Below are 15,877 nucleotides of genomic sequence, written 5' to 3'. Positions count from 1 at the left end.
CGCATCTTGGCCGCAATCGCCAGCCCTCTGTGCAATTCGCCTGAAGCCGATGACCGCCGCCTCGCCCTGGTGGACGCCGCATGTCCATGCCGACCGCCGGCCGCGGCTGATCCTGCGCAATGCCATTGCCGCCGGCATGCGCGATTGGTTCGCCCGCCGCGACTTCGTCGAGGTGGAGACATCGGCCCTGCAGGTCTCGCCCGGCAATGAAGCGCACCTGTCGGCCTTTGCCACCGAGGCGATCGGGCCCGACGGCGCCCGCCAGCCGCTCTACCTCCACACGTCACCGGAATTCGCCTGCAAGAAGCTGCTTGCCGCCGGCGAGGAGCGCATCTTCAGCCTCGGGGCTGTCTGGCGCAACCGCGAGCGCGGCCCCTTGCACCATCCGGAGTTCACCATGCTCGAATGGTACCGCGTCGGCGAGACCTATGAGAGCCTGATGCGCGATTGCGCCGAGCTCGTCGCGCTGGCGGCCGAACGGGCCGGAGCGAAGCGTTTTAGCTTCCGCGGCCGCGAGGCCGACCCGTTTGCCGAGCCGGAACGGTTGAGCGTCGCCGAAGCCTTCATGCGCCATGCCGGCATCGATCTGCTGGCGACGGTTGCAGCCGACGGCAGCACCGACCGCGCGGGCTTGCATGCCGCCCTGGTCCAGGCCAGATTGCGGACCGCGCCCGACGACAATTGGGCCGACCTGTTCAGCCGGGTGATGGTCGAAAAAATCGAACCGGCGCTGGGGCAGGGGCGCGCCACCATTCTTTTCGGATATCCGATCTCGGAGGCGGCATTGGCCCGGCCGAGCGCCGACGATCCGCGCACTGCCGAGCGCTTCGAGCTTTATTGCTGCGGCGTCGAGCTGGCCAACGCCTTTGGCGAGTTGACCGACCCGGCCGAGCAGCGCCGGCGCTTTGCCGCCGAAATGGACGAAAAGCAGCGTGTCTATGGCGAACGCTACCCGATCGACGAGGATTTCCTCGCCACGCTCGCCATCATGCCGCAAGCGAGCGGCGCGGCACTCGGCTTCGACCGGCTGGTGATGCTCGCCACCGGCGCGCTCCGGATCGACGAGGTGATCTGGACACCGGTGGTCGGTTCCTGACGATAGGTTTTGCTGACCGACGCGTCAGATTTGGAACCAATTACATGGTCAGGCCAGGCCGCCGCTGGCTGCGTCGGCCAGAAGACTAGCGACGACGAGCAGGATGATCGAGAGATCCATCATCAGCGTGCCGGCGGCGGTGATTGCTGGGAGAGCTTTTCGCGCGGGCCGTTGCATTGGCCAGGAACTCCATCACGACGACCTCATGGGCGGAGCGCTGCAACCGTTCCGTGTGTTGCCGCCATCATGGCGGGCCGGCATAGTGCTGGCGGAGTGCTCGGCGCAGCGGAGCTACCGGCCGTCGTACTCAGAATGGGCTTCGGCACAATGCCAGACAAGAATGCGCTGGACACAAAGCATGGCGGCGAATGGAGGATGTCCTGGCGCTTGGTCATGCTTGCGGCCGCAGCGATTAACGTTGTGATGCTCTTGGCCGCGCTGTTCGCAGCGCAAAGTCTTAGTCTGGACGCTACGATCTTCTATCGAGATCCATCTGCAGCCGCCGATGTCGGCTTCTATACGGGGTGGATTTCGTCCCTAGGTGCTTCGCTATGGATCGGGACCGGTGCTGCGACCCTGTTTGCTGGTCTGCTCACGCGCCGATGGGATTGCACGTTTCTCGGCGGCCTTACCCTGGTCATGGGCCTCGATGACCTGTTGTTGATCCATGAGGACGTGCTGCCCGTTTTTGCGATACCAGAGATTGTTACGATGATTGCCTACGCCGTCGCAGGGTTGTTCTGGTTCTTCCGGCTGCGACGGAAGACATTCGACGGCACGATCGTGTTTGTGGCCGCGGGCTCCCTACTCGCGATGTCAGCAGCGATCGACCAGCTGGGAGAGCTGTTTCCTACCCCGGGTTCGGCGGTCGACATCGCCGAAGACGCCGTCAAAGAGCTTGGCATCTTCCTTTGGGCGGCAGGTGCCGTTGGGTACGCGGCGATGGTGACACGATTGGGTCGCCCGTGGGTGGATCCAGCCGATCCCAACTCTACAGGTTGACTGCCGCATACGCCGCATCTTCGAGTAGCGCCGACGCCTGACAGGGCTCGTATGCCTTCACCCGACCGCCGCAAGGACATTCCTAGTCGATGCGCGGTCGCTGCTTGCCACGGCGGGCCAGAAGATTAGCGACGACGAGCAGGATGATTGACAGCCCCATCATCAGCGTGGCGGCGGCGGTGATTGCCGGGGAGAGCTTTTCGCGCAAGCCGATGAACATTTCGAGCGGCATGGTGCGTTGATTGGCACTGGCCAGGAACTGCACCACGACGACCTCGTCGAACGAGGTGACAAAGGCGAAGGCGGCCCCTGACAGCACCCCGGGCAGGATCAGCGGCAGCATCACCCTGAAGAATGATGTGACGGGCTTTGCACCGGAGATGGCGGCAGCGCGCATCAGATTGCGATCGAAGCCGGTGAGGCTCGCTCCCACCGTGACAACGACGAACGGGCTGGCGAGCGCGGTGTGCGCCAGGATGATGCCGGCATAGGTGCTGGCAAGGCCGACGCGGGCATAGAACAAATACGAGCCGACAGCGGTGATCACCACCGGCACGATCAGCGGCGACAACAGCAGCGGCATGACGATGCGGCGGCCGGGAAACTTTTCGTCGGAAAGCGCAATCGCTGTCAACGTGCCGAGTATCGTCGCGATCAGCGTCGTCCCGAACGCAACGATCAGGCTGTTGCCGATCGCCGATTGCCAGCGTTGGGTGCCGAGCACGACCGCGTACCAGCGCGTCGAAATCCCCTCCAGCGGAAAGATGAAGAAGGCGCCGCTGTTGAACGACAAGGGGACGGGAACGAGGATCGGCACGAGGAGGAACAAGATCACCATGCCGCACCACAGCCAGAGCAGGGTGATCCGGATTCTTTCGCTTGTCGTCGGATAGGGAGACAGCAGCATGGCTACACCAGCTTGAGACGGTCGAGGCCGAGGATGCGGGCGAAGATGCCAAACAGCGCCAGGGTGAAGACGAGCAGGATGAAGCTCAGCGCTGCCGCCATCTCCCAGTTCAGCTCGACATTGACGTAGTTGGCGATGAAATTGCTGATCAGCTGGTCGCTTGCCCCGCCGATGAGCGCCGGCGTGATGTAGTAGCCGAGGCAGAGAATGAAGGTGAGCAGGCAACCGGCCACGACGCCCGGAAAAACCTGTGGAAGATAGACGCGGCGGAACGCGGTGAAGGGTTTTGCACCGAGTGAATAGGCGGCCTTCATCTGCGAGGCCGGGATCGTGCGCATGACGCTATAGATCGGCAGCAACGTGAACGGCAGCTGGATGTGGGTCATGGCGATGATCAGGCCTATGCGGCTGTACATCAGGTCGAGCCGGTCGTCGGCAATGCCGAGCCACAACAGCAAATCGTTGACTAGTCCGAATTTCTGCAGGAGCACTGTCCACGCCGCCGTTCGCACCAGGATCGACGTCCAGAATGGCAGCAGCACCGCGACGATGAGGATGGCGGCGAGGCCCTTGGGCACGGCGGCGATGAGGTAGGCGAGGGGGAAGCCCAGTATCAGCGTGGCCAGCGTCACCGCCGCGGCGACAAAGAATGTGCGCATGAACACCTGCAGGAATATCGCCTGTTGCGGCGGAACTCTTTCAATGCCGCCGTCGGCGTTCCAGCGCAGATCAAGCGCGCTCAGCAGGTAGAACGACGTCACGCTGTGGGTGCCGCTCTCGATGACCGGCCATGTGCCGGGCGCCGACCAGAACGGCACGGCTTTCATCACTTCCAGCGGCGGCCTGTCGGCAGCCTCCAGTTGGCGTACCGTCTTGAGCACCTGGCTGCGCGCACCGGGCAGGCGGGCGTTGAGGCTCTTGGCAAGTTCATATGCCGTGCCCCTGGCCTGATTGTCCCTGAGGTCGGCGGCAAGGGCCAGGAAGGCGGCATCGCCTGGCAGTTCCGCGCCGTTCCAGCCGCGCAGCGCCTGGCTGGTCTGCGGCAAGGCGTCGGCAATCGTCGGATCATAGACGGCGCGCGACAGCAGCAGGACGATCGGGATGCCGAAGCTCAGCGCCAGGAGCACAAGCAAAGGCGCCGCCAGCGCCAGCGACCGCAGGCGGTCGCCAAACTCGGCGCGCCGAAGTTTTGCCGTGACGGATTTCGCCGCCTTGGCATCGGCGGCCGACCGGTCGCGCGCGATGCGCGGCCGGTCCAGTTCCGTGGGCTCAAGCGCCGTCATTTTTCCTACTGCGCGAGCCAGGCGTTGAAGCGCTTGACCAGATCCTCGCCGTAGTCGCCCCAGAATTCGGTGTCGGCGACCAGATAAGCGCTCATATGGTCGGGCGCGTTCGGCAATTTGGGCAGCGCGTCCGGCGCGACAAAGGAAGCTGCATCGGTCCGCACCGGCCCGTAAGTGATGTAGCTGGCGAGCTTGGCGTTGTTTTCCGGCTGGCTGATATAAGCAAGATATTTGTAAGCCAGCTCTGGGTTCTTGGCGCCCTTCGGAATGGCGATCATGTCGTATTCGAGGATCTGGTTGTTCCAGACGATCTTGAATGGCGCCCCGTCCTTGTCGATCGCATTCTGGATACGGCCGTTCCAGGCGGTGGTCATCACCACTTCCTTGGATGCCAGGAGCTGCGGCGGCTGTGCGCCGGCATCCCACCAGACGATGTCTTTCTTGATGGTGTCGAGCTTCTTGAAGGCGCGGTCGACGCCTTCCGGCGTTGCCAGCACCTTGTAGACATCGGCCGGCGCGACGCCATCGGCCATCAGCGCCCATTCCAGATTCTGCGCCGGGAACTTGCGCATCGCGCGCTTGCCCGGAAACTTGGTCGTGTCGAAGATGTCGAGCACCGAAGTCGGCGCCTCCTTCAGCACGTTGGGGTCGTAGGCGAGCACGTCGCCATAGGCGTCGAGGCCGACACCGCAGTCGAGCGCGGAGCCTTCGAGAAACTTTTCGCGCGGCGCGATCTTGGAATAGTCGAGGCGCTCGAGAATCCCGGCGTCGCAACCTTGCAGCACGGTCGCGGTCTCGACCGTCACCAGGTCGATCGGCACGTTGCCGGTGTCGACCATGGCTTTGACCTTGCCGAGATCGCCAAGATATTCCTGCTCGACGATCTTGGCACCGGTCTCCTTGCTGAACGGCTCGAACCATGCCTTGCGCTGGGCGTCCTGCCAGGCGCCGCCGCTGGCCATGATCGAAAGCTCGTCGGCGAAGGCGACATGTCCTGAAGTGATGAATGCTGTGGCTGCCGCAAAGGCGAACAGCCGTGCTTTGGTGATTTTCATTGTTGTTATTCCCCTGTTTTCGAGATGGAACCGCCCGTTCCGGCATCTGCCGGAAAGGCGCGGCAGTCGTTGGGCGCGCAGGAAACCGTGATCGGTTCCCCGTTGCCCATGATCGCTTCGGGGCCGACCTTGACGGTCAGCACCTGTCCGTTTTCCAGCCTAGCCAGAAGACGCTGGTGGTCGCCGAGATAGATGCGGCCATCGACCGTGGCGGTTAGCGCATTTGCTCCGTTCGAAGCGGGCGCAAGCTTCAGCCGCTCCGGGCGGATGGCAACATGGCAGGCCGCGCCCTCCGCAACACCGATGGCCAGCGCGGTTACCGAACCGCCGCCGTCCAGCACAACGTGGCACTCCTTGCCAGAGACACGGTCGACCTTGCCGAGCAGCGTATTGTTCTCGCCGATGAAGCTTGCGACAAACGAAGTTTGCGGCGCGTTGTAGAGATCATCAGGCGAACCGAGCTGGGCAATCCCGCCATTGTTGAAAACGGCGACGCGGTCCGACATGGTCAGCGCCTCGCTCTGGTCGTGTGTCACATAGACGATGGTGACACCGAGCATCGTGTGCAGTTGCTTGATCTCGATCTGCATATGCTCGCGCAGCTTCTTGTCGAGCGCACCGAGAGGCTCGTCCATCAGCACCAGGCTCGGCTCGAACACCAGCGCGCGGGCAAGCGCGACGCGCTGCTGCTGGCCGCCGGAAAGCTGTGCCGGCCGCCGGTCGCCGAACTGCCGCAGCCGCACCATGTCGAGCGCGCGGCCGACGCGGGCTGCGACTTCCGTCTTGGTAATCTTGCGGACGGAGAGCGGGAAGGCGACGTTCTCCTCGACGCTCATATGCGGAAACAGCGCGTAGTTCTGGAACACCATGCCGATGTTGCGTTGGTAGGGCGGCAGCCTGTCGACCGACCGGCCTTCAAGCGCAATGACGCCGCTGGTCGGCCGTTCGAACCCTGCAAGCATGTTGAGCGTCGTCGTCTTGCCCGAACCGGAGGGTCCGAGAAGGGTAAGGAACTCGCCGCGCGCAACGCCGAGGTTCAGCCGCGTTACCGCGAAGGTGCGGCCGTCATAGGATTTCTCGACATCGATGAATTCGACAAATCCATGGCTGCCGGCATCGGCTGCCCGTGCAGGCGCGGCACTGTCGCGTGACAAGGCTGTCGCTTCGGCGGTCACGGACGCAAGTCCGTCGAGCTGCGGCAGAAGCTGCTTGTCGAAACGAGGTGGTGCTTGCCGTGCATGTGTCGGCCTCGCGTGATGCTGCCGCACAAGGCGGCAAACCAAACTTGTATGCTCACACAATCGATCTCTACAGGACCATAGATGCAGACAAGTTTGGCCGTCAAGCGGCTTTCGTCGGGATTGTGTGAGATTTTTCAGCCGGATTTTGGAAATATGTACCGGACAAGTACTATTGTCCGGAGCATTGTCTTATGCTAGATGCGCCGGTAGCCAGAGCGTCAACACACCGAATCCGTCAATCCGCATGCTTCAGGACCTGCAACTCGCCTCGGATGAAGGCCCGGTCTACCGGCGCCTTGCCGACGCTATTGCCGAACGGATCACGGCCGGCACACTTGCGGTTGGAGACCGGCTGCCGCCGCAGCGCGAGATCGCCCGCGCACTGGGCATCAATGTCACCACGGTGACGCGCGCGCTGTCGACGCTGCAGCAGCGCGGCCTGCTCGAAGCGCGGCCCGGACGCGGCACAACGGTCGCGGCCCGCAATGGCGGCGAAAGGCCAGGTTTCGTGTCGGCGCCGAGCGACGACACCGGCGTGATCGATCTTTCCGTCAACAGACCTGCGACCTCGGCCTATCTCGACGCGCTCGGGCTGCTGCTGCCGCGCCTGTCGAAGGACCGGCACTATGCCACGCTTCAGGACTATCATCCGCCGGAGGGGCCGCTTTGGGCGAGGACGGCAATCGCCGAGTGGATGCGACCGGTGGCGGGGGAGGGCGATCCCGGCCGCGTGGTGCTGGCGGCGGGCGCCCAGCATGGGCTGGATTGCGTGCTTGGCGCGGTGACCAGGCAGGGCGAGGTCGTGCTCGCCGACGAAGTGACCTATCAAGGCATCAATGCACTGTGCCGCGTGCATGGGCTCGACCTCAGAGGCGTCGCGATGGACCGTGGCGGCATGCGGGCCGACGCGTTCGACGCGGCCTGCGCGCAGCTCCGCCCACGCGCGGTCTTCCTGGTGCCGACCCTGCACAACCCGACGACCATCACGCTATCCGAGGAGCGCCGGCTCGAGCTGGTAGCTGTCGCCCGCCGCCACAACGTCCTCATCATCGAGGATGACGTCTACCGCCCCCTGGCAGACGATCCGCCGCCATCGCTTGCCAGCCTCGAGCCCGAACTGACGATCCATATCGGCGCCATGTCGAAATGTCTTGCCCCAGGGCTGCGCCTCGGTTTTGTGATCGCGCCACGCGCCATAGCCGGCCAGGTCGCAGCGGCTTTGCGCATCAACTGCTGGAGCATCAGTCCCTTGACGGCGCTGATCGGCGCGCGGCTGATAGAAGAGGGCCTGGCGGCGCGCATCATTGAAACGCAGAAGCAGGAGCTTCGCCAGCGCCAGGCCATCCTTACCGAAATCCTCGGCCGCTACGATGTCCAGAACCACCCAACCTCGACCCACGCCTGGCTGCGCCTTCCGGAGCCGTGGCGGGGCGCGGGTTTCGCTCGCACCTGCCTGGAACGTGGCGTTGCCGTGCTCCCGGGTGATGCCTTCGCGGTTGGGCGCGAGCCGGTACAGCACGGCGTGCGCATCAATGTCGGCGCCGCGCGCTCGCTCGACGATCTGCGCACGGCCCTGAACACCATGGCCGAATTGCTATCGGCCGGCCATCTGCAATTGCCTGGCTTCGTCTAGGATCTAATGATGGCAGCGTCGGAAACGGTCGAAATCGCCATTGTCGGTGCCGGCGTTGTCGGACTGGCAACGGCACTCCGGCTCGCTGCTGAGGGTCGCGAAGTCCTGCTCATCGACCCCAATGAGCCGGGCTCCGGTGCCTCGTTCGGCAATGCTGGAACGCTCGCCGAGTATGCCTGCATGCCGGTGGGCAATCCGGCTCTGCTGCGCGCGCTGCCAAAGCTGCTTCTCGATCCCGACAGCCCTTTTTCCTTGCGCTGGCCGGCGCTGTTGCAGCTTGCGCCATGGCTGGTTCAATTCGTGCGGCAGTCGCTTCCGGCGGCCACCCGAGCCAATGCGCTGGCGCTCGCCGGGCTTCTGGCTGAGGCCCTGCCGGCTTGGGAGGAGATGGCGAAGGAGGCTGACATGGCAGACCTGCTGCGCCGCAACGGCTGTCTCTACCTGTATCGTCGCGAGAGCGATTTCGCCAAGGCCGCCGGGGGCAGGGCGCTGCGCGCCGGGTTTGGCGTCCATCAAGAGGTTCTGACGCCTGAAAAGATCGCCGCGCTGGAGCCTGGCTTGCCCGCGACCGGGGCCAGCGGTCTGTATTTCCCGGACTCGATGAATGTCACCGATCCCAAGACGCTCATGCGGCGGCTGCTCAATGCCGCGACCGCCCGCGGTGTGTCGGTAGCGCAGGCTGAGATAACCGGACTGCGGGTCGAGGCGGACGGTGTCAGGCTCAGCGGTTCCGGTTTTCGCGTCAAGGCGAACACGGTGGTGATCGCCGCGGGCGCGCAATCGCGGGCGTTGGCCATGCAGTTCGGTGACAGGATCCCGCTCGAGACCGAACGCGGTTATCATCTCGAATTCCCGACCGAAGCGCCTCTGCTCCATCGTCCGGTCTGCCCTGTCGATCTCGGCTTCTACATGACGCCGATGAACGGCCGGCTGCGTGTCGCCGGAACTGTCGAGCTCGGCGGGCTTGCAGCGCCGGCAAATCCACGCCCGCTGGCGCTGCTCGATCGCGGTGTCAGGCAGTTCTTTCCACAACTCGGCCAGCCTTCATCCGAATGGCTCGGGTTTCGGCCATCGCTGCCCGATTCCCGCCCGGTCATCGGCCCGTCGCGCGGCAGCTCCAGGGTGATCCATGCTTTCGGTCACGGCCACCTCGGCCTGACGCTCGCTCCGATCACTGCACGCCTGGTTGCCGAGCTGATCATTGGTCGCGGCGATCCAGCGCGTGTCGCGGCGTTTTCGGCTGATCGCTTCCGCGCCTGATCGATCGAACATTTCGCCTTCGGGTTGAGATCAGGAGTCTGTTTCCGATCAGGCCAGCGTAGGTGCAAAATCAAAGATCTAGGCCGTCGTTTGTACGTCTAGAAGGACGCACCAGCTCTAAATCGGTCGCGCCGACCTGGGGCTAGATGCCTCCTGATTGCCCGCTTCTCCCATTGCAGAAGCGGCACCGGGACAATAGATGGTGCAGCAGCGGCTGCCCTATAGCCGGCCGCAAGCAACAGGATTATGCGCATGACCGATACGCTTGACGCAGCGAAACTGACCGACCGCGTCGCGGCCCTGGTCGAGGCTGCCAAACGGGCCGGCGCCGATGCCGCCGATGCGGTTGCGGTGCGCGGCCGTTCGACCGGCGTGTCGGTGCGGCTCGGCAAGGTCGAAGGCACCGAAGCGTCCGAGAGCGAGGACGTCTCGCTGCGCGTCTTTGTCGGCAAACGGGTGGCGAGTGTTTCGGCAACGGCGGCATCCGATCCCAATATGCTGGCCGAGCGCGCCGTCGCCATGGCCAAGGTGTCGCCCGAGGATCCCTATCAGGGCCTCGCCGATCCGGTCCTGCTGGTCAAGAAGCCGCGCGATCTTGATCTGTTCGACGCCACCGAGGTGTCGGCGGACCAGTTGAAGGAAGCAGCCCTTGCCGCCGAAGCGGCGGCGCTTGCGGTCAATGGCGTCACCAATTCGGCCGGCAGCGGTGCCAGTGCCGGGCTCGGCGGCCTGGTGCTCGCCACTTCGCACGGCTTTGTCGGCCATTATGTCGCCTCGCGTTTTTCGCGCTCGACCAGCGTGATCGCCGGCGAGGGCACTGGCATGGAGCGCGATTACGAATTCTCCTCGCGCCAGCATTTTTCCGATCTCGACGCGCCGGAAGACATCGGCCGCAAGGCTGGGGAGCGCGCCGTGCGCCGCATTGGCGCGCGCAAGGCTGCGACCGGGCCGGTCGACGTGGTGTTCGATCCGCGCGTCGCGCGCGGCATTGCCGGCCATCTCGCCGGTGCCATCAATGGCGCCGCGGTGGCGCGCAAGACCAGCTTTCTGCGCGACATGATGGGCAAGAAGGTGGCTTCGGCCGCAATCACCGTCACCGACGAGCCGCTCCGGCGCCGCGGACAGGCCTCGCGCCCGTTCGACGGCGAAGGCGTCGAGGGCGAGAAATTGTTCATGGTCGATAAGGGCGTGCTCAACCACTGGTTCCTGTCGACTTCGGCGGCTCGGGAACTCGGACTCGTCACCAATGGGCGCGGCTCCCGCAGCGGCTCGTCGGTCTCGCCATCGTCGACAAATCTCGCGATCGAGCCCGGGGAAAATACGCCGGAAGAGCTGATCAAGTCGCTCAAGACCGGCTTCTACGTCACCGAAGTGTTCGGCCAAGGCGTCGACATGGTGACGGGCGAATATAGCCGCGGCGCGTCCGGCTTCTGGATCGAAAACGGCGAGCTGGCCTATCCCGTCGCCGAGGTGACCATTGCCTCCAATCTGAAGACGATGTTCCTCAACATGGTTCCGGCGAGCGATCTCGACCGCAATTTCGGCACTGCCGCACCCACGCTTTTGATCGAAGGAATGACCCTTGCCGGAGCTTGACCCGGCCGTCTCGGCCGGCGCTACTGAAGACCTGCAGCTGCTGCGCGACGCTGCCCGCGAGGCGGGGCTCATCGCCATGCAGTACTTCAACAACAATCCGCAGGTGTGGATGAAGGGCGGCACCTCGCCGGTCAGCGAAGCCGATCACGCCGCCGACAAATATCTGCGCGAGACCTTGCTGGCGGCCCGGCCGGACTATGGCTGGCTGTCGGAGGAAACCGTCGACGACCCGGTAAGGCTCGTCGCGCGCCGCACCTTCGTCGTCGATCCGATCGACGGCACGCGCGGCTTCCTTGAGGGCCTGCCGACATGGTGCGTCAGCGTCGCTGTGGTCGAGAACGGCCGCACGCTCGCCGGCGTGCTCGACTGCCCGGCGAAGGGCGAAATCTATTGGGCGCTGCCGGGCGAGGGCGCATTCCTGAATGGCAAGCGCATCAGCGTGCGTCCGCCGTCGGAAACGGCCGAAATCGCCGGACCGAAGCCGATGATCGACCTGATGCCGGCGAAATGGCACAAACGGCTGAAGCGGGTGCCCTATATTCCTTCGCTCGCCTACCGGCTTGCGATGATCGCCGGCGGCCAGCTCGATGCCACCTTCGTCAAGGCCAACGCGCATGACTGGGACATCGCCGCGGCCGATCTCATCCTGCGCGAGGCAGGCGGCGCCTTGCTCGATCGGCATGGCCGCGCGCCGCGCTCTATGCCGGCGAAGTGATCCGTCACGGACCGCTCGCCGCCGGCAGCGGCGAACTCCTCACTCTGCTCGCCGGCGTCATCGCCGGGCTGGACAATTGACCACTATCAATAGTTCCAAAGTCGGCGGCTTTGGTCTAGACCTGTCCCAAACTCACGATATGTGAAGGATCGACATGGCCGCTGAAGACGGAAAGAAACAGCTTTTGCACCTGGTGTTCGGCGGCGAACTCAAGAAGCTGGGCGGCACCGAATTCCGCGACCTCGACGCGCTCGATGTCGTCGGCATCTATCCGGACTACCAATCGGCGCACGCCGTCTGGAAGGCCAAGGCGCAAGCCAGCGTCGACAATGCCCATATGCGCTATTTCGTCGTTCACCTGCACCGCCTGCTCGACCCCGAAAACAAGGCTGCCGGTTGACATCGATGAACCATGAAGCGGTCAAGCGATCAGCCCCGCGGTCGGCGGTCAGACGTCGCAAGCCGAAGACGTTCTGGCGCAAGATCCGCGAACCGCTGGCGCAGTCGCGATTCGTCAAGAATGCGCTTGCCACCCTGTTTGCGTATTTCGTCCGCCTTGTCCGCCTGACCAACCGCCTGGTCGACGGATCGGCCAAGTTTTCCGGCGGCGCCTATGCGCAGCTCGAGCCCGGAATTATCGCGCTCTGGCACGGCCAGCATCTGCTGACCCCGGCCTATTATCCCAAGGGACGGCCGCTGGTTGCCATGGTGTCGCGCAGCGCCGATGCCGAGCTCAACGCGCTGATGGTCGAGAAATTCGGCATCGAGGCGGTGCGTGGCTCTGGCGGGCGCGAAAGCGCAAAGCATCTCGACAAGGGCGGCGCCAAGGCGCTCATCGCCCTCAAAAAGTCGCTCGCCACCGGCAAGAATGTCGCCATGATTGCTGATATTCCCCACGGCACGCCGCGCGATGCGGGGCTCGGCGTCGTTCTTCTGGCGCGGCTGTCCGGCCGGCCGATCCTGCCTGCCGCGATAGCCACCAGCCGCCGCAAGGTGATCGAGGGCAGCTGGGACAAGACGACGATCAACCTGCCCTTCGGCCGCTCCTCGATCGTCGTCGGCACGCCCGTCTTCGTGCCGGCCAACGCCGACGCCGCAGAAATGGAACGCAAGCGTCAGGAGGTCACGGCCTCGCTCAATGCCGCGACCGCCGAGGCCTATCGCCTTGTGGACGGTTCGAAATGAGTATGCGCTGGGCGCGCGCCTTCCTGACGGCATACCGTTTCGCCGGGGCCGCCGCTTACCCGCTGGTCGGACCTTATGTCGCCTGGCGCACATCCAGAGGCAAGGAGGACCGCATTCGCCGGCGTGAACGCTACGGCGTCGCCGGACGCGAGCGCCCCGAAGGCCCGGTGATCTGGATCCATGCAGCCAGCGTCGGCGAGACCATCGCCGTCGTGCCGCTGGTCGAGAGCATTCTCGATTACGGCGTCAACGTCGTGCTGACGACGGGCACCGTCACCTCGGCGCAGGTCGCCGAAGAACGGCTGGGCGACCGCATCATCCACCAATATGTGCCGCTCGACCTCAAGCCGGCGGTCAGCCGCTTCCTCGACCATTGGCGGCCGGACCTGGCGATCATCGCCGAATCGGAGATCTGGCCGATGACCATCCTGGAACTCGGCGCCCGCCGCGTGCCGCAGGTCCTGGTCAACGGCAGGCTGTCCGACCGCTCCTTCAAATCCTGGAAGAAGCGCGCTAACATCGCGGAAGCCTTGTTCGAAAATCTCGCCCATGTCGTCGCCCAGTCGGATATCGATGGCGAGCGCTTCCTTTCGCTCGGCGCCAGGCCGGTCACCGTGTCCGGCAATCTCAAGGTCGACACCGCGCCGCCGCCGGCCGACGAACGGGCACTGGCGGCGCTGAAGCGCCAGATCGGCGGCCGCCCGACCTGGGCGGCGATATCGACCCATGACGGCGAAGAGGCGGTCGCCGCCGAAGTTCACGCCATGCTGCACAAGCGCCACCACGGGCTTTTGACGATCATCGTGCCGCGCCATCCCGATCGCGCCGGGCAGCTGGCCGCGCAGATTTCCGGCATGGGCCTGAAGCTGGCGCAGCGCAGCAAGGGCGACAGGATCACCGCCGACACCGATATTCTGCTCGGCGACACGATCGGCGAGATGGGGCTTTATCTGAGGCTGACGGAAATCGCCTTTGTCGGCCGTTCGCTGACTTCCGAGGGCGGCCAGAACCCGCTGGAACCGGCGATGCTGGAGACAGCGGTGCTTGCCGGTCGCAACGTTCAGAATTTTCGCGAGGCCTATCAGCGCCTGCTCGACAGTGGCGGCGCCAAGCTGGTGCGCGACCGCGATATGCTGGCCGGCGCCGTCAATTTCCTTTTGACCAACGAGGCGGCCCGCCATGAGATGATGGCGGCGGGTGCGGCGACCGTCGACGAGATGCGCGGTGCGCTGGCACATACGCTCAGGTCGCTCGAGCCCTATATCCAGCCGCTGGTCGTCAAGTCGCGCCTGAAGGGCGCGAACGGGCGCTGACGTGACCTCGGAAGCGCCACCCTTCTGGTGGGAAGAGCCGGACTGGCGGGTCACGGCGCTGTCGCCGCTCTCCGCCATCTATGCGCTTGTCGCCGGCCGCCGCATGCGGCACGCGCCGCGCGAAAAGGTCGAGGCGCCGGTGCTCTGCGTCGGCAACTTCACCGTCGGCGGCACCGGAAAGACGCCGGTGGCGATCGCATTGGCCGAGCAGGCCCGGCGTATGCAGCTCAATCCGGGTTTCCTGTCGCGCGGCCATGGCGGCTCCTTCGCGCAGCCGCATATCGTCGACCCGCACCACGACGCCGCCAAGCATGTCGGCGACGAGCCGCTGCTTCTGGCCGAACACGCGCCGGTCGCGGTGACGCCGAACCGGGCCGTCGGCGCCAGGCTTCTGCTGGAGAAGCTCGGCTGTGATTTCCTGATCATGGATGACGGTTTTCAGAGCGCGCGCATCCACATCGACTATGCGCTCGTCGTCGTCGACGCGCGCCATGGCATCGGCAATGGCCGCGTCATCCCCGGCGGGCCGCTGCGGGCAAACATCGTCGACCAACTGGTCTTCACCAGCGCCTTGCTGAAGATGGGCGAGGGCATCGCGGCCGACACGGTCGTGCGCCAGGCAGCGCGCGCCGGCAGGCCGATCTTCGAGGCGCATACTGCGCCGAGCAGCAAGGTGACGCTGGCCGGCAGGCGGTTCCTGGCGTTCGCCGGCATTGGCCATCCCGACAGGTTTTTCGACACCGTAAGCGAGGCCGGCGGCGAGCTTGCGCTGACCCGACCATTTCCTGACCATCATTTCTACAGTGCGGACGAGCTGGCCGAATTGGCGGCGACGGCACGTAAAGCCGGGCTTGGCCTCATTACCACCGCCAAGGACGCTGCCCGCCTGCGTCACGGCGCAGCACCGCCGGAATTCCTCGACCGGCTTGACGTGCTGGAGATCGACACCGTCTTCGAGCTCGACCATGTGCCGCAACGCATCATCGACGAGACGCTGGATGCCTGGCGGCAGCGCAGGCTGAGGGGCTGATCAGCAGCTGAACACCGAGGCGATGCGGGGACTGGAATGTGCATCTTTCCGCCGGTCGCGCGTATTTTGTTCTTGCTTTGTGCCGGCAGCTATGCTAATAATTTGGCTATGGTGATGATTCGCCGACGACCCGCCCTCGAGCCCCGAGGCGGGTTTTTTATTTCAAGATAACCTCTAAGGTTTCGGTGTTGCCGGCTTGACGCAGCGCAGAGGGGGCGCAGGATCGCAACCGGGCGGCTTCCCATTTGCGCTGGACTAGCGTCGGCGGCGCAGTTCCGGATGCGCTTCGATCTCGCGACGCAGCGAGGCGGCGGCATTCACATAGGGTTCCTGCCTGGCGACACTCCAGTATTTAAGCTCGTCGAGCGGGATGCTCTCGCCGGTCACCGCGCAGCGAACGAACGCGCCGGGGCTGGTCACCTGGAAGTCGCCATCGAGATAGCGGATGCGGGCTTCCTTGCCGCCGGGGCCTTCGAAGCGGTTCATCATGGGGTGGTGCCGAAAGTCATGACGATGTCATCGCCACAAATTGCGGCGAGGTCAAGCGTGGTTGGCCTTGCC

Annotated in this window: 15 protein-coding genes and 1 pseudogene; 10 read left to right on the top strand and 6 right to left on the bottom strand. The window is 64.7% G+C overall.

The features are described from left to right. Nucleotides 1–49 precede the first annotated feature (49 nt). On the top strand, nucleotides 50–1,096 hold the full coding sequence (epmA, locus tag RQ479_RS09315) for an EF-P lysine aminoacylase EpmA (RefSeq protein ID WP_376704865.1): 1,047 nt from the start codon (nucleotides 50–52) through the stop codon (nucleotides 1,094–1,096). A gap of 48 nt (nucleotides 1,097–1,144) precedes the next feature. Here epmA and RQ479_RS09310 read toward each other — a convergent pair whose 3' ends face one another. After that, nucleotides 1,145–1,273: a hypothetical protein gene (locus RQ479_RS09310; RefSeq protein WP_376704864.1), complete on the bottom strand. Its 129-nt coding sequence runs from the start codon at nucleotides 1,271–1,273 to the stop codon at nucleotides 1,145–1,147. 150 nt (nucleotides 1,274–1,423) lie between these two features. Between RQ479_RS09310 and RQ479_RS09305 the strand changes: the two genes are divergently transcribed. Then, on the top strand, nucleotides 1,424–2,098 hold the full coding sequence (locus RQ479_RS09305) for a hypothetical protein (RefSeq protein ID WP_376704863.1): 675 nt from the start codon (nucleotides 1,424–1,426) through the stop codon (nucleotides 2,096–2,098). Between the two features lie 82 nt (nucleotides 2,099–2,180). Here the strand turns inward: RQ479_RS09305 and RQ479_RS09300 are convergent, their stop codons facing one another. Genes RQ479_RS09300 through RQ479_RS09285 form a run of 4 tightly spaced genes read right to left on the bottom strand, consistent with a single transcriptional unit; the run spans nucleotide 2,181 to nucleotide 6,518 of the window. Next, nucleotides 2,181–3,005 (bottom strand): ABC transporter permease, encoded by an 825-nt coding sequence (locus RQ479_RS09300; RefSeq protein WP_376704862.1) that lies wholly within the window; start codon nucleotides 3,003–3,005, stop codon nucleotides 2,181–2,183. 2 nt (nucleotides 3,006–3,007) lie between these two features. Next, on the bottom strand, nucleotides 3,008–4,288 hold the full coding sequence (locus tag RQ479_RS09295) for an ABC transporter permease (RefSeq protein WP_376704861.1): 1,281 nt from the start codon (nucleotides 4,286–4,288) through the stop codon (nucleotides 3,008–3,010). 5 nt (nucleotides 4,289–4,293) lie between these two features. Next, a complete protein-coding gene (locus tag RQ479_RS09290) occupies nucleotides 4,294–5,343 on the bottom strand; it encodes an ABC transporter substrate-binding protein (protein WP_376704860.1) in 1,050 nt (349 codons plus the stop codon). 5 nt (nucleotides 5,344–5,348) lie between these two features. Beyond that, a complete protein-coding gene (locus tag RQ479_RS09285; RefSeq protein ID WP_376704859.1) occupies nucleotides 5,349–6,518 on the bottom strand; it encodes an ABC transporter ATP-binding protein in 1,170 nt (389 codons plus the stop codon). 310 nt (nucleotides 6,519–6,828) lie between these two features. Here RQ479_RS09285 and RQ479_RS09280 point away from each other — a divergent pair, with 310 nt between their 5' ends. The 8 genes and pseudogenes from RQ479_RS09280 (at nucleotide 6,829) to lpxK (ending at nucleotide 15,316) form a co-directional block, all read left to right on the top strand. Next, on the top strand, nucleotides 6,829–8,217 hold the full coding sequence (locus RQ479_RS09280; RefSeq protein WP_376704858.1) for a PLP-dependent aminotransferase family protein: 1,389 nt from the start codon (nucleotides 6,829–6,831) through the stop codon (nucleotides 8,215–8,217). A 9-nt stretch (nucleotides 8,218–8,226) separates the two neighbouring features. After that, nucleotides 8,227–9,477 carry an NAD(P)/FAD-dependent oxidoreductase gene (locus tag RQ479_RS09275; RefSeq protein ID WP_376704857.1) on the top strand — a complete coding sequence of 417 codons (1,251 nt, stop codon included), beginning with the start codon at nucleotides 8,227–8,229 and terminating at the stop codon, nucleotides 9,475–9,477. Nucleotides 9,478–9,729: 252 nt separating this feature from the next. Then, the gene (locus RQ479_RS09270; protein WP_376704856.1) at nucleotides 9,730–11,073 is read left to right on the top strand and encodes a TldD/PmbA family protein; all 1,344 of its coding nucleotides are present in this window, start codon (nucleotides 9,730–9,732) and stop codon (nucleotides 11,071–11,073) included. Continuing rightward, nucleotides 11,060–11,868 (top strand): annotated as a pseudogene (locus RQ479_RS09265) (3'(2'),5'-bisphosphate nucleotidase CysQ). Before RQ479_RS09270 ends, RQ479_RS09265 begins: the two are co-directional and overlap by 14 nt. A 74-nt stretch (nucleotides 11,869–11,942) precedes the next feature. Further along, on the top strand, nucleotides 11,943–12,188 hold the full coding sequence (locus RQ479_RS09260) for a DUF4170 domain-containing protein (protein ID WP_023717165.1): 246 nt from the start codon (nucleotides 11,943–11,945) through the stop codon (nucleotides 12,186–12,188). A 5-nt stretch (nucleotides 12,189–12,193) separates the two neighbouring features. Further along, entirely contained in the window at nucleotides 12,194–12,973 is a 780-nt protein-coding gene (locus RQ479_RS09255) for a lysophospholipid acyltransferase family protein (protein WP_376704855.1), read from the top strand. Next, complete coding sequence (waaA, locus tag RQ479_RS09250) at nucleotides 12,970–14,286, top strand: lipid IV(A) 3-deoxy-D-manno-octulosonic acid transferase (RefSeq protein WP_376704854.1); 1,317 nt, start codon at nucleotides 12,970–12,972, stop codon at nucleotides 14,284–14,286. The genes RQ479_RS09255 and waaA overlap by 4 nt, the downstream gene beginning before the upstream one ends. A 1-nt stretch (nucleotide 14,287) precedes the next feature. Then, nucleotides 14,288–15,316, top strand: a complete 1,029-nt coding sequence (gene lpxK / locus RQ479_RS09245) for a tetraacyldisaccharide 4'-kinase (RefSeq protein ID WP_376704853.1) — start codon at nucleotides 14,288–14,290, stop codon at nucleotides 15,314–15,316. 255 nt (nucleotides 15,317–15,571) lie between these two features. Here lpxK and RQ479_RS09240 read toward each other — a convergent pair whose 3' ends face one another. Continuing rightward, a complete protein-coding gene (locus RQ479_RS09240) occupies nucleotides 15,572–15,805 on the bottom strand; it encodes a DUF2093 domain-containing protein (RefSeq protein WP_031211156.1) in 234 nt (77 codons plus the stop codon). Nucleotides 15,806–15,877 lie beyond the last annotated feature (72 nt).

Origin of the sequence: Mesorhizobium sp. ISC25 (assembly GCF_042295465.1) — a bacterium.
Classification (GTDB): domain Bacteria; phylum Pseudomonadota; class Alphaproteobacteria; order Rhizobiales; family Rhizobiaceae; genus Mesorhizobium.
Note: the sequence above shows the minus strand (reverse complement) of the source record. Positions and strands in the feature narration are given on the sequence as shown.